At 59.3% G+C, this 19,616-nt stretch carries 19 protein-coding genes; 12 read left to right on the forward strand and 7 right to left on the reverse strand.

Annotated elements, in window-relative coordinates; all coding sequences use genetic code 11:
- Positions 1 to 257: 257 nt before the first annotated feature.
- From ACILSO_RS27815 to ACILSO_RS27825, 3 genes are all read right to left on the reverse strand, one after another.
- Entirely contained in the window at positions 258 to 5,336 is a 5,079-nt protein-coding gene (locus ACILSO_RS27815; RefSeq protein ID WP_395740759.1) for a DNA repair ATPase, read from the reverse strand.
- Positions 5,337 to 5,480: 144 nt separating this feature from the next.
- Entirely contained in the window at positions 5,481 to 7,568 is a 2,088-nt protein-coding gene (locus ACILSO_RS27820) for a flotillin family protein (protein WP_395740760.1), read from the reverse strand.
- A gap of 22 nt (positions 7,569 to 7,590) precedes the next feature.
- Positions 7,591 to 8,259 carry a hypothetical protein gene (locus ACILSO_RS27825; protein ID WP_395740761.1) on the reverse strand — a complete coding sequence of 223 codons (669 nt, stop codon included), beginning with the start codon at positions 8,257 to 8,259 and terminating at the stop codon, positions 7,591 to 7,593.
- A gap of 284 nt (positions 8,260 to 8,543) precedes the next feature.
- Here ACILSO_RS27825 and ACILSO_RS27830 point away from each other — a divergent pair, with 284 nt between their 5' ends.
- Positions 8,544 to 8,786, forward strand: coding sequence for a DNA-binding protein (locus tag ACILSO_RS27830; RefSeq protein WP_184344133.1), 243 nt, complete (start codon positions 8,544 to 8,546; stop codon positions 8,784 to 8,786).
- 104 nt (positions 8,787 to 8,890) lie between these two features.
- On the forward strand, positions 8,891 to 10,216 hold the full coding sequence (locus ACILSO_RS27835; protein ID WP_395740762.1) for a hypothetical protein: 1,326 nt from the start codon (positions 8,891 to 8,893) through the stop codon (positions 10,214 to 10,216).
- A 4-nt stretch (positions 10,217 to 10,220) separates the two neighbouring features.
- Here ACILSO_RS27835 and ACILSO_RS27840 read toward each other — a convergent pair whose 3' ends face one another.
- Entirely contained in the window at positions 10,221 to 11,147 is a 927-nt protein-coding gene (locus ACILSO_RS27840) for a metallophosphoesterase family protein (RefSeq protein ID WP_395740763.1), read from the reverse strand.
- Positions 11,148 to 11,203: 56 nt separating this feature from the next.
- On the reverse strand, positions 11,204 to 11,824 hold the full coding sequence (gene upp, locus ACILSO_RS27845; RefSeq protein WP_395740764.1) for a uracil phosphoribosyltransferase: 621 nt from the start codon (positions 11,822 to 11,824) through the stop codon (positions 11,204 to 11,206).
- A 77-nt stretch (positions 11,825 to 11,901) separates the two neighbouring features.
- Between upp and ACILSO_RS27850 the strand changes: the two genes are divergently transcribed.
- On the forward strand, positions 11,902 to 12,390 hold the full coding sequence (locus ACILSO_RS27850) for a hypothetical protein (RefSeq protein WP_395740765.1): 489 nt from the start codon (positions 11,902 to 11,904) through the stop codon (positions 12,388 to 12,390).
- Positions 12,391 to 12,429: 39 nt separating this feature from the next.
- Here ACILSO_RS27850 and ACILSO_RS27855 read toward each other — a convergent pair whose 3' ends face one another.
- A complete protein-coding gene (locus ACILSO_RS27855; RefSeq protein ID WP_395740766.1) occupies positions 12,430 to 13,074 on the reverse strand; it encodes a DedA family protein in 645 nt (214 codons plus the stop codon).
- Between ACILSO_RS27855 and ACILSO_RS27860 the strand changes: the two genes are divergently transcribed.
- On the forward strand, positions 13,073 to 13,195 hold the full coding sequence (locus ACILSO_RS27860) for a hypothetical protein (protein WP_395740767.1): 123 nt from the start codon (positions 13,073 to 13,075) through the stop codon (positions 13,193 to 13,195). The genes ACILSO_RS27855 and ACILSO_RS27860 overlap by 2 nt on opposite strands.
- 15 nt (positions 13,196 to 13,210) lie before the next feature.
- Here ACILSO_RS27860 and ACILSO_RS27865 read toward each other — a convergent pair whose 3' ends face one another.
- Positions 13,211 to 13,987, reverse strand: coding sequence for a hypothetical protein (locus tag ACILSO_RS27865; RefSeq protein WP_395740768.1), 777 nt, complete (start codon positions 13,985 to 13,987; stop codon positions 13,211 to 13,213).
- Between the two features lie 129 nt (positions 13,988 to 14,116).
- On the opposite strand from ACILSO_RS27865, the gene ACILSO_RS27870 reads away from it, so the two are divergent.
- From ACILSO_RS27870 to ACILSO_RS27905, 8 genes are all read left to right on the forward strand, one after another.
- Entirely contained in the window at positions 14,117 to 14,602 is a 486-nt protein-coding gene (locus tag ACILSO_RS27870; RefSeq protein ID WP_395740769.1) for a phage regulatory CII family protein, read from the forward strand.
- 15 nt (positions 14,603 to 14,617) lie between these two features.
- The gene (locus ACILSO_RS27875; RefSeq protein ID WP_395740770.1) at positions 14,618 to 15,007 is read left to right on the forward strand and encodes a cupin domain-containing protein; all 390 of its coding nucleotides are present in this window, start codon (positions 14,618 to 14,620) and stop codon (positions 15,005 to 15,007) included.
- A gap of 53 nt (positions 15,008 to 15,060) precedes the next feature.
- Positions 15,061 to 15,210, forward strand: a complete 150-nt coding sequence (locus ACILSO_RS27880; RefSeq protein WP_395740771.1) for a hypothetical protein — start codon at positions 15,061 to 15,063, stop codon at positions 15,208 to 15,210.
- Between the two features lie 250 nt (positions 15,211 to 15,460).
- Entirely contained in the window at positions 15,461 to 15,829 is a 369-nt protein-coding gene (locus tag ACILSO_RS27885; protein WP_395740772.1) for a hypothetical protein, read from the forward strand.
- A gap of 363 nt (positions 15,830 to 16,192) precedes the next feature.
- A complete protein-coding gene (locus ACILSO_RS27890) occupies positions 16,193 to 16,447 on the forward strand; it encodes an acyl carrier protein (RefSeq protein WP_395740773.1) in 255 nt (84 codons plus the stop codon).
- Positions 16,448 to 16,511: 64 nt separating this feature from the next.
- Complete coding sequence (locus ACILSO_RS27895; RefSeq protein ID WP_395740774.1) at positions 16,512 to 17,699, forward strand: acyl-CoA dehydrogenase family protein; 1,188 nt, start codon at positions 16,512 to 16,514, stop codon at positions 17,697 to 17,699.
- A 3-nt stretch (positions 17,700 to 17,702) separates the two neighbouring features.
- The gene (locus ACILSO_RS27900) at positions 17,703 to 18,638 is read left to right on the forward strand and encodes an amino acid--[acyl-carrier-protein] ligase (RefSeq protein WP_395740775.1); all 936 of its coding nucleotides are present in this window, start codon (positions 17,703 to 17,705) and stop codon (positions 18,636 to 18,638) included.
- Entirely contained in the window at positions 18,635 to 19,612 is a 978-nt protein-coding gene (locus tag ACILSO_RS27905; protein WP_395740776.1) for a DUF1839 family protein, read from the forward strand. Before ACILSO_RS27900 ends, ACILSO_RS27905 begins: the two co-directional genes overlap by 4 nt.
- Positions 19,613 to 19,616: the final 4 nt, after the last annotated feature.

The raw sequence follows: 19,616 nt of genomic DNA on the forward strand, positions 1-19,616 counted from the left end.
CCAGGAGAGCCATCGAAGCCTCCGGAAGCGCCTCTGCCGCCGTAGGTGGAAAAAGAGCCGTGAGAAGGACTGTAGTACCCGCGGCCATAGCCATACATCGGGTCTGAGTTGTAGGTGCTGCGTCGGGAACTCGCGGTCTCGTCACATGAACAGAGCATGCAAGCTGCGACGACTGGACCAAACAACAGGAGGAGTTTTGTTTTCATGGCGGCACTTGATTATCCCAAAAAGGGAGCCGGCTTGGCAAGTCGCTACCGTCATTCCTGATCAACACTGCTGGTCACGTCCACCGGTGGCTCGCCTGCGTTTTCCTTCTCCACGGGCTGCACCTTGATCTCCACATTCACCGGCACGGCGCGGAGGCCTTCGATGATGCGCTGGAGGCGCTCGATGGTGGTGTCGGAGAGGGTGGGTTTGCTCACGGCCTGCTCGATCTTTTCCAGGCCGAGGGTGAAGGCGTTCATGTGGCCGGTGATGCGGTTGATGGGATCGTTTTCGCCTGCACCTCCGGTGAGGAGGTTGCGCTTGAAGGTGCTCTTGATTTCCGTCCAGCGGATGACATCGGCCTCCGTAGAAAGGGAGTTGATCTCGCGCCATTTGAGCAGATTGGATTCGGCGGCCTGGCTGAGGGTTTGTGCTTCGCCGCGATAGTGATCGGCGATGAGGCTGGCGACTTCGGCATCGGTCATGAGAGGAAGGATTTTCTCCGCAATCTTGTTCATGTTGCGGTAGCTGCCCTGGAGCTTGAAGGGGGGCTCGGTGCGGTAGGCGTCCTCCATGGCGGCGCTGCGCACGTATTCCTGATTCACGCGCAGGATGATCTCGCGCACGTGCAGCAGCTTCTCCATGACGGCGACGGCTTCGTTGATTTCTTCGGCGCTGTAGCTGCCTTCAAATTCGACGCCTTCGCGGGTGCCGGTCTGGGCGACTTTTAAAACGGCAAGGGCATCGGCATGGCTGCGTGCGGCGATGCGGGCGAGCGTGGCGTTGCTGGTGAGGCAGTTTTCGATGTAGCTGTCCTTGAAGACTTCCTGGTGGCCGCCGAGGATGTCGCCGAGATTGTAGGTGTCGGCGCGATTGGCGAGCATGTCGGGCACCTGGAATTTGCCGCCGACTTCGGTGTAAGGATTGCCGGCCATGACGATGGCGACTTTGCGGCCGCGCAGGTCGTAGGTCTTGGCCTCGCCTTTGAAGACGCCTTCGATCTTGCGGGTGCCATCGCAGAGAGAGATGAATTTTTGCAGGAACTCGGGGTTCGTGTGCTGAATGTCATCGACGTAAATCATGACATTGTCGCCCATCTCGAAGGCGAGATTGAGCTTCTCGACTTCTTCGCGTGCGCTGGCGTTGGCGGCTTCGGCGGGATCGAGAGAGGTGACTTTATGGCCGAGAGCGGGGCCGTTGATTTTCACCAGTGTGATGCCGAGGCGGCTGGCGACGTATTCCATGAGCGTCGTCTTGCCATAACCGGGTGGTGAGATGAGCAGGAGCAGGCCCATGCGATCCGTGCGCGTATCCTTGCCTGCGGCACCGAGCTGCTTGGCGAGATTCGCGCCGATGAGCGGGAGATAGACTTGATCGATGAGGCGGTTGCGCACGAAGGAACTGAGCACACCGGCTTTGAATTGATCGAGCCGCAGTTCGCGGCGGCGGGTTTCGGCGAGGTGGTGCTTGAGCTGCTGGAAGGATTCGAAGGCGGGGACGACTTCGGTTTCGTAGCGTTGCAGGCGCGCGGTGAATTCATGATAGTCGAGCTCGAGCTTGGCGTCGGCGATGCGTGAGTGCGTGCCGATCAGGCCGGTGATGGTGGCGCGTGCGGCTGGCTCGGCGGGAATGGTCGCTGGCGGCTGATCGTGGGTGACGATCATGGCGGCGGTTTCAATGAGCACGCCGGGATCGGCGGCGGGATTGAGGGCGGTGAGCCATTCGTGTGCGATCTCGAAGGCGAGCAGGGGCTGAGCCGCAAGGGTGGTGAGGGTTTCTTCGAATTCTTTCGCAGCGTGTTTGACGGTGAGCTCGCGATGGAAGGCTCGCAGGAGTTCGCACGCGGCGGCGGAGCGGGTGAAGGGGTGCTTCGATTGGAGCTCGTCGAGGAGGCATGCGGTGATCTGGGGGGCGGAGGCTCGCGGCAGCGTCTTGGAGTGCGCCGGTCCTCCGGCGCTTTCGGGCGTCCTGTGGCCTGCGGAAAGCTCCAGAGGGCTGGAGCACTCCAGGACGCTGGCGCGTTCTTGAATGCCCAAGAAGCTCTCCACTCGCTTCACCAGATTGTCGTCGGTGGCTGCGTTCGAGATGCCTAGCAAATCGCGCATGCGGCCTTTGGACTGCATGCGTGCGGCGAGTGTTTTTTTGGCGTCGTCTTCGGGCCAGGCGTGCCAGAAGAGGCGTGCATAGCCACGAGCGGCGGGGGAGTGGCGCAGGAGGCCAAGAGCCAGCTGCATTTCGCGCAGGGGTTTGAGGAGCGAAGAGGCGTCGTGGTCGTGGACGCCTTTGGTGTAGCCTTCGTTGTAGCGCTGGGCCATGAATGCAGCCACGTCATCGCCAGCATTGGCTTTCAACATCTGCCAGGCGAGATATTCGGCACGATAGACGTCCGCGTTTTCGGAGACCACGGCCTGATCCCACACGCTGCGCTGGGCGGAGAGTTCAGGAGTGTCGATGGCTTCGAAGAAACGGGTGCCGGTGAGGTGGAAGGCAAGGGTGTTGTCGCGCGGGAGGATGGTGAGCTCCAGCGGCTGTTTATTGACGCTGAACTGGTGCTGGCCGAGCTGGATGAGATCGCCGCCGCCGACAAAGATTTCTGACTTGTCGCGGATCTGCTTCAGAGAGTCCTGCTGGACGGTCTTGAGGCGGGTCTGCAGTTCGTCTGCGCGGACGCTGTCACCGAGTTTGCGGAGTTCTTCGATGAGGTCGCGCAGCTTGGCGACCATGGCATCGGCCGCCAGCCAGGCATGGACTTCTTCTGGCTTGGCGAAGTTGGAGAGGCGATTGCGCACGCTGGAGAGGATGCGTTCGGCGGACTGGCCGAGGCTGCTGCAGCGGCGGTTCAGGGCATCGCTGAGACTCTGGCGGCGGGACTCGAAGGCGGTCTGTACGTCTTCGCGCTTTTTGATCAACTCGGCGGCATACTCTTCGAAGTCGGAGAAACGGGTCTCCATTTCCTCGATCTGCACCAGCACGCGTGTGAGCGATTCATCGCACTTCTCCGGTGTGGTGGCGACTTCGAGGTAGTTCAGCACGCTCTGGCTGAGCAGGCTGAGCTGGGCCTGAAACTGTGCCGCACCTTCGGTCTTGGCGAGATCGTTGCGCTTGTTGCGCAAGACACTGCGCACCTGATTGAGCTGCGCGAAGAGGGTGGAAATACCTTCGATGATGCGCGTGGTCTCGGTGGCATCTTCGATCTTGAGGCCGCTGACAATCGCGGTGAGCATTTCCAGCTCGGCACTGGATTTGGCGAGTGCGGTCTCGACTTCCTGGGCCTCGGTGACCTTGGACAGCGCGGGAATGCGGGCCTGCTGTTCGGTGATCTGCTTGCGGTAGGGATCCAGCGACTCCGGCTTGAGCAGGAAGGTGACGCATTTGGCGGAAAGCTTGTCTGCGCCTTCCGCCACCGCCTTGTCCATGCGGTCGATCTCGGCGGCGTCCGTGTAGCGCACATCGCGTAGGGCGATGATCTGGCCGCGCAGCTCGCGCAGGGAAGTGAGAAGCTGGACGAAGCCGAGGATGTCGGTGGGATCCGTGTTGGCGGCGGCATTGAGCGCCTTCTGCGATTTCTCCTGGAGCGTGGCGGTTTGGTCTGCCGCGGTTTTGCGCATTCGGCGGACTTTTTCAAATTCACCCAAGGCGCCTTCAGCGGTGCTCTTGATCTCGACGAGGATGCTCTTGAGATCGTGCGCCTCAGCATTGCCGATCCAGAAATAGCTGTCTGCAACGTCGCCACAGGAACGGGCGAGCTCGACGTAGAGGCCGGAGAAGGAATCGTCCTTCGAGAGCAAGGTGAGCACGCCATTGCACTCGGCCATGGCGCGGACGATTTCCGCATTGCCGATCTTGCTGAGAAAGGTCTGCGAGGCTTTGGCTTCGCTGACATCAGCGGAGAGAAACGGTGTGCGCCAGACCTGGATGACGTGGTGTTTGCGCGGTTCGTCATCGGCGAGGAAGAGCACGATCTCACCGCTGGGGAAGAGGCTGAAGCCGTGGCAGGGCTGCGGTGTGGCAACAGTCTGCGTGATGAGGTTGTAGCTGAGCAGCAGGTAGGTGCCGCTTTCGAGATGGCTGAAGATGAAGAGCGTGTCTTCGCCATTGGCGGCGGCGACGCGTTTTTCAAAACGCATGGGGGGCAGACCGGTTTCAAAACGGCGGACTTCGCCTGTCTGCAGCACGTAGCCGTGGGGGAAGAGGATGCCGTGATCGTCTGGCAGGATGACGCAGCTTTCGGCGATGCTGTCGATGCGGTGCGCCTGACGCGTGCGCTCATTGAAGACGAGATGGCGCCATGTTTTTTCCTGGTAGGGCAGGAGCTTGAGCAGGATGAGGCTGCCGACGATGGCATAGTACACCTCCGCGTCATCGAGTGTCTGGTCTTTGTTTTCGACGGGCTCGCTGTAGATGCCGCGACCAGTGGCAGTGTTGTTTTCCACCTTCACGGTGAGATCACCGCCGATGGTCTCGACGAAGACGCGATCCTCGATGCTGATGTGAGGGTGGTCGCCCTGGATGTACATGTCGCGCGTGGCGCGCTTCCATTCAAACTCCTGCGGCGGTGGGAAGACAAACTCGTGGTCGCTGCGGTTGCCAAGGTATTTGATCGTGCCTTTGTCGTCATCGACGAGCCACTTGAAGGTTTTTACTTCTGTGGCGCGCTGGCCGACCTGAAAGCCGAAGTAAAGATGCGGGCCGATGCGGTGAAACTTCAGGAAGTAGGCCTGCTTGTAGTAGTTGTAGAGGTAGGCGAAGTCCTCCACAAACTGAGGATCGCTGAGCAGGCCGTCCTTGTTGGGATGGAAGCTGTTGTCCGAGGCGTGATAATCATACACCGCGAAGACGTCCTCGATGCGCATGGTGCTGCGCAGGCCAAGGTGAACGTTGTAGCCAAAAATAAAGCGGTGCGGGCCGATGGCGGCGAGATCCCGCGGCACGCAGTTGTTTTCCGTGGTGAGGCGCGTGGTGGCGAGAAGGGCGGTCTCGATGCCGCCGAACTCGGCCTTGCGGTCCGTGTTGAGCAGATCGAGCCGGCGCTGTAGTTCCGCGCCGTGCTTGGTCAGCCGCTGGCGAATGACCTCGTAAGCGCCGGCTTCGAGCTGCGGGGAGGGAGTGGGAGATGGAGGCGTGTCAGCCATTGGATGTTAGCAGCAGAAGCACTGAATCCTATTCGTGTGAACGACCGGAGATGAGCCTGTCATCTGGAGCTTTTCGCTGGCTTTGGGGCTGTCGAAAGCGCCAGAGGACTGGCGCACTCCAGGACGCTGGCGCTAGGCTGCGGATCATGCCTTCTTCGACGCCTTGGCCGTGAGCAGACCACTGACGGTCTGCTCCGTGAGGCCGAAGCGGGAGGCGGCGCCGAGCATGCCAGTGAGTTTGTTCAAGGTGGTGCTGTCAGGATTGAGGGCAATGAGCTTGGCGAAGAGGGCGCTGAGGGTGAGGTTCTTGGTGTCTTCGGAGGTGAGGCCAAACTGGTCGATGATGGTCTTGAGCTGGGCTTTGAAGTAGTCGGGGTCGCCATTGAAGAAGGTTTCCTTCACGTCCGTGAGGGTGCGGCTGCCTTCGACCATGCGGTCGATGGCGCGGGCGTTGCCGATGGCGCTGGTGATCTTGTCGAAGAACTGGCTTTCGCCGCCGACGATTTCGATCTTGGCGGACTTCATGGCCTCTCCAAGCACGCCGGCCTGGGCGGCGGCGATGTCCTTCTGGATGTTGATCTGCGCGAGTTCGACGGACTTCTCCTTGTCGAGCGTGAGCTTGAATTCCTCGTGCTCGCGACCAGCGTTTTCGAGGAGCTTCATGGCCTGCGCTTTTTTGGTGATGCCGTCGGCTTCCGCAGCCAGTTTGAGCTGGGTGATTTCGGCGTCCACGCTGCCCTGTTTCTGCGAGGCTTCGGCCTTGGCGAGCAACACCTGGGCTTCGCCAAGGCCGATGGCGGCGGAGGTGGCGGTGCGGCCTTCGGCGAGGGCTTTTTCGGCGGCGGCTTCCTTGGCGGCAGATTCCTGGCGGGCCTCGGCGAGGGTGAGCAATTCCTGAGCGTGCAGTTCGGCGGCCTGCTTGGCGGCTTCAGCAGCCTTGATGGCAGTGAAGGCGGCCTGCTCGGCGGCGAGCTGGGCGGCCTGCTTGGCGGCCTCGGCTTCCTTGATCTTCTGGATGAGCTGTTCCTGGGCAAGCTTCTCGGCGTTGGTGAGCGCGACCTGCTTCTCGCGGTCGGCGGTGGCGAAGGCCTCGGTGTCCTTCATCTTCTGCTGCTCGACGACAACGGTCTTCTCCAAAGACACGCGCTCCTTGATGACTTCCTGGATGTTCTTCTTCTCCACTTCGACGGCCTTTTCCTTCTCGATGGATTTGAGCGTGGTGATGCGCTCGCGGTCGATGATCTCGAGGTTGCGATCGCGGGTGACGCGCTCGATTTCGACGGCGTCGGTGCGCTCCTTGTTGCGCTGGGCGACGAGGATCTGGCGGTCCTTGTTCTGTGTGGCGACGGCGATTTCTTCGTCCACGCTGATTTTGGCGCGCTCGGATTTGAGGCGTTCCTCTTCCTGCACTTTCAGAGTCTCGGCGTTTTCGCGGGCGCGCACGCTTTCCACATCGCGCTTCTGTTTGGCTTCGGTCTCGGCGAGCTGGCGCTCCAGCTCGAGGATGGCTTCGCGGGTCTGCACGTCCTGCTGCTTGATGACCTTCTCCTTGTCGCGCTGGATGTTGTTGGAGAGCTTGGCCTGCGCGGCGGTGAGTTCGGTGATTTTCTTGATGCCTTCAGCGTCGAGGATGTTATCGGGGTCGAGATTTTCCAGGCGCGTTTGTTCGAGGAAGTCGATGGCGCAGTCATCAAGCGTGAAACCGTTGAGGTCAGTGCCGATGACCTTGAGGATCTCGCTCTTGAAGTGATCGCGCTCATTGTAGAGCTGCACGAAGTCGAATCGCTTGCCCACGGTTTTGAGGGCTTCGGAGAATTTGGCATCGAAGAGCACGCGGATGGTGTCCACGGTGCTGGCCCGAGCGCAGCCGATGCTCTGGGCCACACGCAAAACGTCTTCGGGAGTTTTGTTCACACGGACGAAGAAGGCGACTTTGATGTCCGCACGGAGGTTGTCTTTGCAGATGAGGCCTTCCTGCGCTTTGCGCTCGATCTCGATGCGCTTCACGGAGATGTCCATGTGCTCGGACTGATGGGCCACGGGTATGACGATCATGCCGTTGAAGGTGACCTTGGTGCCGCCGATGCCGTTGCGTACGATGGCCTGCCCCTGCTGCACTTTGCGAAAGAAGCGCGAAAAGAGAATCAGGATGCCAAGGAAGATGCCAATGATGATGACTCCGACGAGGAGGCTGCCTTCGAGCAGGATAGCGAGGGGGAGGTGTGAGGTCATGGGTAGGGAGTGAAAAATGAGGTTAGGAGTGAGGTGAGGGTTCGATCAGGTAAAAAAGGTGGTCGGGGCCTGCGGCGGTGACTTTGGCGGAGTCGCCACGTTTTAGCGCGGCGGCACCGGGCTGGGTGCGGACATTGATGAGCAGCGGGACATTGGCAGTGGAGATTTCGAGCTGGCCATAGGAGGCGTCTGCCTCGGTTGAGGTGACGATTCCGGTCCGACCAATGACCTCCTCAGCCTCAGAGTCGGCATCGCTCATGGCTTTGAAGAGCTTGGCGACGGGGAGGGTGACAAGCTTGGTCATGATGAGGCTGCCGACGAGGTTGGGCAGGAGGAGCAGGGCGGCCTGTCCAAGGCTGTGGGGCTGGTTGTACCATTCATTCAGCGCCAGGGAGCCGAGCCAGAGGAAAACGACCATGAAGCTGAGCCAGACGACGAGCGGCACCTGGGAGAAGCCGAGGAAGCGACCGGCGGAGAGAAAGGCACCGCCGGTATTCACACCGTGGCCATGGCCGTGGGAGGCATCGCCGCCGCCGTGGGCCTCGCCATCGCCACCGATGTCATCGGGCAGGTCAGATTCAAAATCCAGGGCACCGAGCAGCACGAGGAGCCAGTAGAAAACCACCAGCGCCAGGAGGAAGGTAAGCAGCAGCTGGTGAGGCTGGATGGCGGCTTGGAAGAGTTCGGACACGTGGGGAGAGGGTGCTGGATTAATGTGCGAGGATATAAGCAACTGACCCGAAACGAGGCGATTACAATTTTGAAGAACGTCTTCAAGGCTTTTACCCAAGACTGGGCACCATGACCGGGCGGCATAAAGAAATTTCTGGCAGGCATGCCTCCACCCCGGTGGCGCCCCTCCCCTGACATGGGCTGCGAGAAGCATTGACAAGCACGGCGACGCTCCTAGAATCGGCCTCGAAATCACCCCGAAACAACAGCAAAGCGAATCGTCAGTCAGTGGAGGTTACCGGCATGAGGAACACAGAATTTGAAGACGAACGGCGTCCCCCAAACCCGCCGCTGCACTCCGAAAAGATCGTCACAGATCGGAAGATTTTCTTCCTGGATCTCAAGGAGAATGACCGCGGCAAGTTCATCAAGATCACCGAGGACGTGCGCGGCCGCCGTGACACGATCATTCTGCCGATCGACGCCGCGCAGGAGTTCATGGATGCGATGATGCGCACCCTGGACGCCGCAGGTGTGGATGAGTGAGCTTCCGGTGGACGGCTTCGTCGCCGGCTTGCTGCGCTGAGCTGTTGCCTGCAAGGCTGAAGGCTTGCTTTGGGATCTGATTTCTGATCAGAATGGAATCAGCCATGAAGATTCATCCTCGCCGGCCCAGTCCGCCTCGTTCGTCCGGGTATTCCTGGAAGCAGATCGCGGGCATGTGCATGCTCCTCGGGTTCACGTGTTCCGCGCTGCATGCCGGCCAGGGGCTGAAGATCTTTGCGTGTGAGCCAGGCGAAGGACCGATGCTGGTTTTCGTTCGGCCCGAGAACTCCGATGGCCGGCCGCTGGTGGGCAGCCGTGACGACCGGAGTGAAAATGTGTATGTTTGGAGCGCTGGTGATCCGGAGCCTCCCCACCGGGTGATACACTGCAATGTCCCTCTGCCACACTTTCTTCATCGCCTCAGCCGCCATGAGGTGTTGATCCGCTATGATTACCGGCTGCAGCTTTTGGACCTGAAGGCTGGAAAGATGACGCAACTGCTGAAGACAAAGGATCAGAGCGATCTCGTCCGTGCCGATGGAAACACCCTTTTCCTGCTGCAGCACACGGTTCCGCAGGAGTCGTATGGCTATCGATTGGAGACTCGGGATGGGAAGACGGTGCTGGATGGGTGGCACCGCCCCAAGGACCGCCTCCTCGCGTATTTTGCGGGAGAAGTCCCGAAGACTGTCGAACTCGCCGAGCCATTGATCGAGGCGATCCTGCACCATGACGCTGCGGGGTTCTGGGTGGTGACTGCGGAAACGAAGCCGCGTCTTCTGCACCTTTCCCCTCAGGGGAAAATCACCGATGAACTGCCATGGCATGCTGACTGGGCCGTCTGCGAGGCCAAGTTCCTGATGTCTCCGGATGCCAGACACATCGCGTTTTCAATCCTGCGCACTGACCAGGACTTTCACAGCTGCCGAGACCTCGTCGTGATGAGCCGCGAAAAAAAGACGATCATCAAAACAGTGAGCGACATCGACATGCGGAGTTCGTCCCTGATGTTCGGCTCGGCGACACAGAGTCTTCAACTGGCCTGGCTGGACCGCAGCCATCTCCAGTTCCGATTGATGCTTGGCTTTGAGGGGGAGGTTCTCGATGTGGAGACACTGGCCGTTACAAAATCGGATCTGAAGGCGCTGTATCCACAAGAACCACGTGATAAGCGCGAGGTGGTTGGCAAGTTTGAAACCACCTTCGGCAAGGTGTGGTTCGGAAAAGACACCGAGCTCGCTGCGAGCGTTCTCGATGCCAAAGGGGACTGGGTGTCCTCATGCCTCGAATTCAGCCCGGATTCGTCCTGGGCGGCACTTGCCTCACCTGATCTGGACTGCGTGGTCGTTTTGGATGGAGAGAAGCGAAGCCGGCGCAAGCTCATCGACGGCTGGTGCTACGACCTTGGCTGGTTGGACGCCGGGAGGTGACGAATCAGGTGAACTTGATCACGTGCTTCTGCCCATGCTCTTCGTGCGCGGGATTGAGGGCGCGGAGTTCGAATTCGGCACGCTCCGCGCTGATGCGGGCGATGACCCAGCCGTTCGGGCGCTTGGGATTGAAGGGGTAGGCGACCGGGGGGAGATTGATGAGCGGGAGTCCGGTCTTCTCGTGTTTGGATTTCAGCCAGGTGTGGGTGTGGCCGTAGATGTAGCCCTGCACCTTGGGGTAGGAGGCCAGCATGTCGAAGAGGGCATCGCTGTCCTGCAGGCAGGTGCCTTTGATTTCATTGTTCATGCTGGGCTGCATGGGGTTGTGATGAGCGACAATGAAAGTAGGCTTGTTGGGCGAATTGCGCAGTTCGCGCTCGATCCATACCAGCTGCTGTTCGCCGAGGCGGCCCGGGGTTTTGTTGACGAGTTCCAGGGAGTCTAGCAGCACCCAGTTCACCAGGGCGCTGGTGACCGTGGCCACGTGCTTGTCCGGCACGTTCATGGGGCGCTCGGCATTGGGGGGCGGAGGGCCGATGATGACGTTGAGGAAATTGTTGCGGTGATCGTGATTGCCGAGGGTGCAATGGATCTGAATGGACTGCTCACGCAGGGCCTGGATGCAGTGGGTGAAGGTGACGTAGTCCTCCGCCTTGCCATCGAGGTAAGCGCAGTCGCCATTGACGATGAGGCCGAAAGGTTTCTGGCCGATCTTGAGCACCTGATTGGAGCAGCGGCGCAGATTCTCCGCCATGCAGGCACCGCGCACGACCAGCGCCTCATCCTCGGCGATGTGGGGGTCGGAGAACAAAACCCAGATCTGTTCCGGAATTTCAAGAGCAGGCAGCTGCGAGGCAAACGTTCCCAGGGCGGCGGCAGTGCCGTGTTGCAGGAAGCTGCGGCGGGAGAGAGGGGGCAGGGTGATGGGCATGGGAGGAAAGACTACGGTGATGGGAGGCAGAATCGTGCGGCGCAGGCAGGCAAAAATCAGGTGCCAAAATAGCGGTCTCCCGCATCGCCAAGGCCTGGCACGATGTAGCATTTTTCATTGAGGCCGTCGTCGATGGCCGTGGTGAAGACGGGCACGTCCGGATGCGCACGCTTCATGGCGGCGAGACCTTCCGGGCAGCTGACCACGCAGAGCATGGTGATGCGCATGGCACCCGCCTCTTTCAGCTGGCGGGCGGCCTCACAGGCGCTGCCGCCAGTCGCGAGCATGGGATCCAGAAGGAAAACGTCAGCGCCAGAGATGCAGGCCGGCAGGTTGGCGTAGTAGGCGTGGGGAAGGGCGGTCTCCTCATTCCTTTTGATGCCCACATGAGCCACCACAGCCTCAGGAACGAGCGGGAGAATGCCATCCAGCAGGCCCAGGCCGGCACGCAGGATGGGTACGAAAACGAGCGGACGCGCGAGCTGTGCGCCCGAGGTCTGCTGAAGGGGTGTCTGCACAGGGATTTCCTGCACGGGAAGTTCACGGGTGGCTTCCAGAAACAGCAGACGCGCCAGATGGTTCAGATGCCGCCGGAAGTCATGGGAGGGGGTGCCGGCGGCACGAATCACGGAAAGGTAGCACTGCGCCAGAGGATGCTGAACGACGAAGGTCTGCATGGAGTGCAATGTGTCGCGTTTGAATGCCCTGGCAAAGTTTTCCACCACCGGGTTGTTCTCCGTGGTAACATGGGTGCATGAAAACACGACTCTGTGCGCCTGTGCTTCTGGCACTTTTCCTGAGCGCCTGCGCGATGCCGCCGAGCAGGGATGGCTCGAGTTATTACTACCCGTCTGCCAGTCAGCCGCTGGGATCCACCAGCACCGGCCCGAGGTCTCCCAGCATCGCTGAGATGGCGGGCAGCCGCGGGACACCGCCACGGGGCGGATACGCCCCAGGTTCAGGACCCACCGCGATGCCAGGGGGAAATCAGTTCATGTACCAGCAAAACGTCTCCGGCCCCTTTGGCAGCAGGAGCTCGACCGGCGTTATCAATTCCTTCGGCGGAGTGCAGAGCTATCAGACCATTGGCGGCATGCCGGTGTATCCCGGAATGCCGGTTTATGGCGGGTATCCTGCCAACTATGGCAGGCTCCCTTCGCAGCCCGTGTATGTACCCGGGGTGGGTGGTGCGCCTGGCTATTACATGAATCCAAGCACGGGCGCGCGAGTGCAGGGACCGTGAAGCTCCCTATGGTTCCCGGAAGGAAGAGATCATGAAAGGCTAGGCTGCGCCATCCTTTTTCGCCTGCGCCCGCCTGGCCTCCGCCTTGTGCTTGAGCACTTCAAACACGATGGGCAGAAGGGAGACGACGATGATCAAAACGAAGACAAGCTTCAGATTGTTTTTGATGACCGGGATGCTGCCGAGGAAGTAGCCGGCGATGGTGAAGCTGAGCACCCACACCAGGCCGCCGCCGAGGCTGTAGGCCAGGAAGCGGCGGTAGTCCATGCGGCCAAAGCCGGCGGTGAAAGGAGCAAAGGTGCGGACGATGGGCACGAAGCGGGCGAGGATGATGGCCTTGCCACCGTGCTTGACAAAGAAGGCCTCCGTTTTGGCGAGATAGTCTCGCTTGAACCAGCGCTGGTTGACGATCCAGCCTCCGGCTTTGCGACCGATCCAGTAGTTCAGGTTGTCGCCGATGATGGCGGCGCACATGAGCAGCGGGATGATGTACTCAATGCGGATGAGATTCTGGGCAGCGAGGGCACCGACAGCAAACAGCAGGGAATCGCCCGGCAGAAACGGCATGACCACGAGACCGGTCTCACAGAAAATGATGGCGAAGAGCAGGGCGTAAATCAGCGGGCCGTGGTCCCTCGCAAAGATTTCCAAATGTTTGTCGATGTGCAGAACGAAATCAATCATGGCCGCCGATTCTCCGGCATCGGAGCGGTGCGGCAAACGAAAACTCATGGCGATCTCGACAGGTGAGCACAAAAAAGCCGGAGGAATGATGCCCTCCGGCTTCCTTGTCGTTAAAACCTGAAACTGAGCGGCGGGCTTATTTCAGCTCCGCTTTGACGACGTTTTTGCCCTCGATTTTGATGCCATCGGTTTTGTTAAACTTGGCGGCTGCGTCAGCCATGCTGATGTCGTTCTGCGCCGCGTCGATCAGGCTGTAAAGGGCGTCCATGTTGTTCAAAAACTTGTCGAACTGGACGTCCAGGAAGCTGATCGTGTCATTGCTAAAGTGCGTGGCGTCCGAGCTGGCAAAGCCATTTGCGGCCTTCACCTCCACGGCAAAGTGCATGCCGGGCAGCATGGGCTTCATGATCGCGATCTGCGACTTCATCATTGCGATTTCGTCCGGGCTTTCCTGGCCTTTCGCCTCGCCGCTTTTTTTGTCTGCCGGTTCAAGACTGGTGATGGTGAGGGAAGTGCCCTTCAGCGCAAAGGTCATGGGTTCGGGAGCGGGGTCGGATTTTTCGTCCTGCTCCGGCACAAACGGCTCGTATTTCAGCTTGGACAGATCGGCCACGGCGAAGACCACCTTCACACCGCTCCTGCCTTCGGCCGGTTTCAGCTCTTCAAAGGATTTGACCGTCACACCTTCGCCCAAGGCCTTGGCGCGTTCGCCGGCCGTCTTCCTGTCCATGATGAGGCCTTTGAGCTGTTCTGCCTGGCCGCCCTGCATCATCTCTGTCAGGTGGGGGCCCAGGATGACGGTTTCTTCGATGGTGGCCGTGCCGTCCTTGCTGACGATGACCGTGGACTTGATTTCAATGCAGGAGGTCAGCATCAGAGCGACCGCAAGGAGAAGGGCGAAAGGGAGTTTCATGTGGGCGGCAGACTAGGCGTGCGGATCTTTCGCCCACAAGGGCAAAGAGCGGGGATTTCTTAGATTTGCGGGCACAGATGGGCGAGGATGCTGCTTGCCAAACGGCCTGCATGCTGAAACAAATCAGGCATGGACTCCCATGAAGTGATCAGCAAGGCCGTCGAGCAAACCAGCTTCAAAGAAGTGGCGGCTCAGATGGGCGTATCCCTCTCGCTCGCCTACAAGTGGTCCCAGCCCGACGAGCAGCAGGGCAGCGGCACCTCCAATCCGCTGGACCGCGTGCGCCAGCTCTACGAGATCACCAAGGACGACCAGCTCATCCAGTGGCTGTGCCACAAGGCGAATGGATTCTTTGTGCAGAACCCCACCAGCGGCGGACCGCGTGGCATGGAGCTCATGCCCGCAACGCAGGAGATCGTGCAGCAGTTTGCTGACCTGCTGACGGCCATCAGCAAGGCCGCCGCCGACAGCCGCATCAACAAGGACGAAGCCGAGCACATCCGCGGCGTGTGGGATGAACTGAAACGCTTCACGGAAGGTTTTGTGCGCCTCTGCGAGAAGGGAGATTTCGCCCACCTCGCGGATGAGATCAAAACCCACAATCGATTTAAATAGGAACCCTGCATCACCATGTCCGCCTCAGGCCCGCTTCTCGTCCGTCATGAAGGACACACCGCACGTGAGCGCAGCACCTGCGGATGGCGGGACCGGCTGATCAGCCGGGAGGATGCAGGGCTGTCCCCCGCTGCGTGGGCGCATGCGGTGGACATTGATGGCGCAAAGTTGCATTACCACAAACGCTCCACCGAGCTGTATTACGTCTTGGAAGGTGGAGGCTGCGTGGTGCTCGACGGCGTGGAGCAGCCGGTCAGCAAAGGGTCCATGGTCCACATCCCGCCTGGGGTGGTACATGGTGCCCGTGGAAAAATGCGTGTCCTTGTGGTAGGAATTCCTGACATCGCGGAGGATGATTATTACGAAGTGAACGGGGCACCGAAAGGGGGGGCCGCCACAGATTGATACATCCAGCCGCCGCCTTGGCGCGAATGAAATGAAACTGCCCCTTTTTTGCCATGACTCTGCTATTTCTTATGGCCGCACGGCTCTGCTTCCTGCAGCTGGAGCAGTTTGTCGTGGATGAGTGGACGTCTGTGGCTGCCGTGGCCTTCATAAGCCTCTCCCTGGCGATCAGTCACCACGTGCACATGATCACGAGGCGCTGATGGTGGTAGCGGCAGGGGCGATTCAGAATGGAGAAGGGTGGAAACCGGGCCCTTTCAGGGTGCCGCCCGCCGGGCGTTGACGAAGATTTTGCGCCTCAAAAGGGGCGAAAAGAGATTATGGGCAAATTTGTTTAGATTTGGTAAAGACAAATTCATTGCGCAATCCGAGAACTTAAACTAGAAATTCACTGCCATGAATACCAAGGCTCACTCCGTACTGTTGATTCTTTTGGGCGTTTTCACACTGGGCATGCTTCCCCAAGCAGGTGCCTCGGATTATGCGTCTGATCCTGGACTTAACCATCCTCTTGCCGGAGAGAAGCCGGGCAAAGATTTTCGCGGGCGCTATCCCGTGCTCACCCGAAGCATGCGGGAAGGATACGTGCAGAGCGTCAATCCTGGCAATGTGATCAGCTATGGCACTCCTACCTTGGGCAAATTCAATCATCAGGTGTACTGGATGGTCCCTGTGACCTTTGCGCCAGGACGGACCAGCATTTACGAGCAAACGAGGGCCCGGCACAGTTACACCCGGCTTTCCACCGATGCCTATGCCTGCGTGCGCAACGGCCGGGTTGAGTACTGGATCTACAAGGAGTCGAGATCTCTGATTCGCTAAGAAGAGACTTCCGGCACGAGCCATATCAAGCGCATGGGCCTCCCGCCCGCAGAGAGATTACACTTCGTATCTCTCTCAGTTTTTCAAAAAAGGGAGTCCTGTGCGCTTTTTCCTTTATTGGAATCCGAGTAAAATCTTTAAAATGGAGGCGTTGAACTCGAGCCTCAGACCGGGGAAGGCGAGGCAAAAGCGCAGAAGGGAAGGTGCCAGCTTATTGATAACCAAAGAGTTATTGCATTTGCGGGTGGTGAAAAAGACCGAGAGGGTGGCAGTATAAAAAGCCTCAGGATTTATTAAAATTAACTGGACCGGGTAAAGATTGTTATGTTTATTATAAATGCACAATCCAGTGCATTTATAATTATGAGCGCCACTGAAACCAGCCTGCTTGTTCCCGAAATTCGGGAGGTCCTCGCCCAGCATGGACGATTCCCCGTCGAAAACGTATCGGAGGCAGATGACCTTTATAACGCCGGACTGACGTCGTTAGCGACGGTGGCAGTGATGCTGGCCCTGGAGGACAAATTCAACGTGGAGTTTCCCGACAGCCTGATCGGGCGGCGGACCTTCAAGAGCATCGATTCCATCGCGGAGGCGATCACCAAACTCGCTGCCTAGGCCGTCCGGGAGCGATCCCGCATTGTCTGGCCCTGCCTTTATTCACCCACAAACCGTTACTCTCGTGAGCGCACGCACTCTTCTACGTAACAAGGTCAATTTTGACGAACTCCTGAAGGGAGTGCATCAGATTGGCAAATCAGTGCTCCGCGCCCACGCGGGGGACGTGGACAAAAACGCCCGGTTCCCCACCGAGTCCATCAATGCCATGCGCGAAGCGAAACTGCTGAGCGCGTATGTGCCGGAGGAATTTGGCGGCATGGGACTCAGCATGGTGCAGGTCGCGAAGATCTGCGAGGCGCTGGGCCAGTACTGCGGTTCATCGGCCATGGTGTACGCGATGCACAAGATCCAGGTCGCCTGCGTCGTGCACCACGCCCAGCAATCCGCCTATTTCTGCGAATACCTGCGAAAGCTGGTCAAAGAGCAGCGCCTCATGGCATCGGCGACGACGGAGATCGGCACCGGGGGCGATCTGCGTTCGAGCATCTGCTCCGTGGAAATCACGGGAGATCAGTTCAAACTGACCAAGAAGGCCCCGGTCATTTCCTATGGTGAAGCCGCAGATGAGATTTTAGTGACCTGCCGCAGCGCGCCCAACGCACCGGCGAATGAACAGGTGCACGTGATGGTGCACAAAGGCGCCTACACCGCCGTTCCGATTTCCAATTGGGATACCATGGGCTTCCGCGGCACCTGCAGCTCGGGTTTTGAACTGACGGCCGCTGGAAACACTGAGCAGATTCTTCCCCAGCCGTTCAATGAGATTCTGGGCCAGACGATGCACCCTTATTCACACATTGTGTGGGGTGCCCTGTGGTCTGGCATTGCCATGGACGCGGTGAACCAGGCGCGTGCCTTTGTGCGTGCCGAAGCGCGCAAGACACCAGGCGAGACACCCATTGCGGCGATCCGTCTCGGGGAAGTCGACCAGCTGCTGCAGCTGATGCGGCACAATGTGGCGGCGCTTGCCCAGGAGTACGACGAACTGCGCAGCCGCAACTGCCCGGGCGTCTTTGAAGAATTTGGTTTCTCCATCCGCACGAACAATTTGAAGCTGGCTTCATCGCAGCAGTTCGTGGACATCGTGGGCCGGGCGATGCTGATCTGCGGCATCTCGGGCTATCGCAACGATTCCAAGTTCAGCATTGCCCGTCATCTGCGAGATGCCTACGGCGCCGCGCTGATGGTGAACAACGACCGCATCTTGAAACTCAATGCCACGATGCTGATGGTGCACAAGGAGGCCTGATTTATGATCTGTACATCAACAACGACTCTTCCCCTGACCGAAGCCTACCAGGCCTTTCTCGACGAAGTCACGCAAGCAGGGCTGCTGGTGCCCCTCGGCGTGCGCGGCGTGTATGGCTACAACGGCGTTTTTGACAGCGTGCTGCAAAGCTTTGACCGGCTCGTCACACGGCGTGCCGCCCATTTTCAGGCAGACATCATGCGCCTGCCCGGAGTGCTCAGCCGGGAGCACTATTTGAAGACGAGCCACATCGAAAATTTTCCCGACCTGATGGGTTCCGTCCACAGTTTCATGGGGCGTGATCGTGAACACATCGCCATGCTGACCAAGCGGCAGAACGGAGAGGAATGGACGCAGGATCTTGCGCCGAGCGGCTTGATGCTGTCGCCCGCCTGCTGCTATCCGCTCTATCCGACGCTGACTGGAACGCTGCCTGACGAGGGTGCAACGGTCGACCTGCTGTCCCAGGTGTTCCGGCATGAACCTTCGATCGATCCCTGCCGCATGCAGATTTTCCGCCAGCGCGAGTTCGTGCGTGTGGGAACTGCCGATCAGGCGCTGGAGCATCGCAGGCAGTGTCTGGAACTTGGACGTGACACACTGGCAGAGGTCGGACTCGAAGTGGATGTCGTCCTGGCAAACGATCCGTTCTTTGGACGGGGCGGCCGGGTGATGGCGGCCTCGCAAAAAGATCAGGATCTGAAGCACGAGTTCACCTTCGCCGTGGCGTCGGATCAGAAGCCGACGGCGATTGCCTCGACCAACTGCCACGTGGATTATTTTGGCAAAGCCTTCGACATCAAGCTGCCGAACGGGGAGCCTGCGCATTCGGCCTGCATAGGATTTGGCCTCGAACGCATCACGCTCGCCTTGTTCAAGCACCACGGTTTTGATCCCGACCTCTGGCCTTACGAGGTGAAAAACGCGTTGGAGCTATGAGCCAGCAGCTTTTAGCGCTCGATCCGCAGACCTATACGCGCCATCTCCTGCACACGCAGGAACGCGAGTGGGCGGAAACGAACTGCTATGTGGACGTGTGGATTGAACTTCTGCATGCACGCGGCCTGGAGCCCATTGCAGGCCTGCCATTCACCCTCGGCATCGACTTTGAAGGAGATCAATGGACCTTCTTCAAATACCAGGTGGCGGACTTGTTTGAACTGTACTCCCTGGATGTTCAAGAACTCGCCCTCTATCGCCCGCTGACCGCCCACATTGAAGAGCAGCTGTCCCTCGGCAGGCCGCTGCTGGTGGAGCTGGATTCGTATTACCTGCCAGACACCGCCGGGAGCGCTTATCAGCTGGAACATGTCAAAACCACGGTGGCAGTCGTCGAGATCGATGTGGAGCAGCGGCGCCTGGGCTACTTCCATGCGCAGGGCTACTACCACCTGCACGGTGATGATTTCGCGAATGTATTCCATCTGAACGGCGAAAAAAATCCCCACATCCTGCCGCCTTACTGTGAGATCGTTAAAACCACTCATCAGCCGCCGCTGCAAGGGGATGCGCTGCTGGGAGCTTCCCTCGGACTGCTGAAACGCCAGCTGCAGCGCCTCCCGGATGAGAATCCGTTCGTGAAATTCCGCGCGCGCTTCGAAGCGGACATGCGGTGGCTGATCAATGAGCCGATCACCACCTTTCACCAGTACTCGTTTGCCACTCTGCGGCAGTTTGGTGCCTGTTATGAACTGGCGGCGACCTATCTGAAATGGCTGCAAGGCCAGAATGTCGCAGGGCTGGATGGCGCCATTGAATCCATCAGCTGGCTGTCCACCAGTGCGAAGACGCTGCAGTTCCAGCTCGCACGCGCGATGGCGCGTAAAAAGCCGATTGATTTCACGCCCGTCGATCAAATGGCGGAGCACTGGTCCAGGGGCATGGAGCAGCTGAAGGCTGTGTTCCTCGCATAAACGC

Source organism: Prosthecobacter sp. (genome assembly GCF_044226605.1).
In the GTDB taxonomy this organism is placed as follows: Bacteria; Verrucomicrobiota; Verrucomicrobiia; order Verrucomicrobiales; family Verrucomicrobiaceae; genus Prosthecobacter.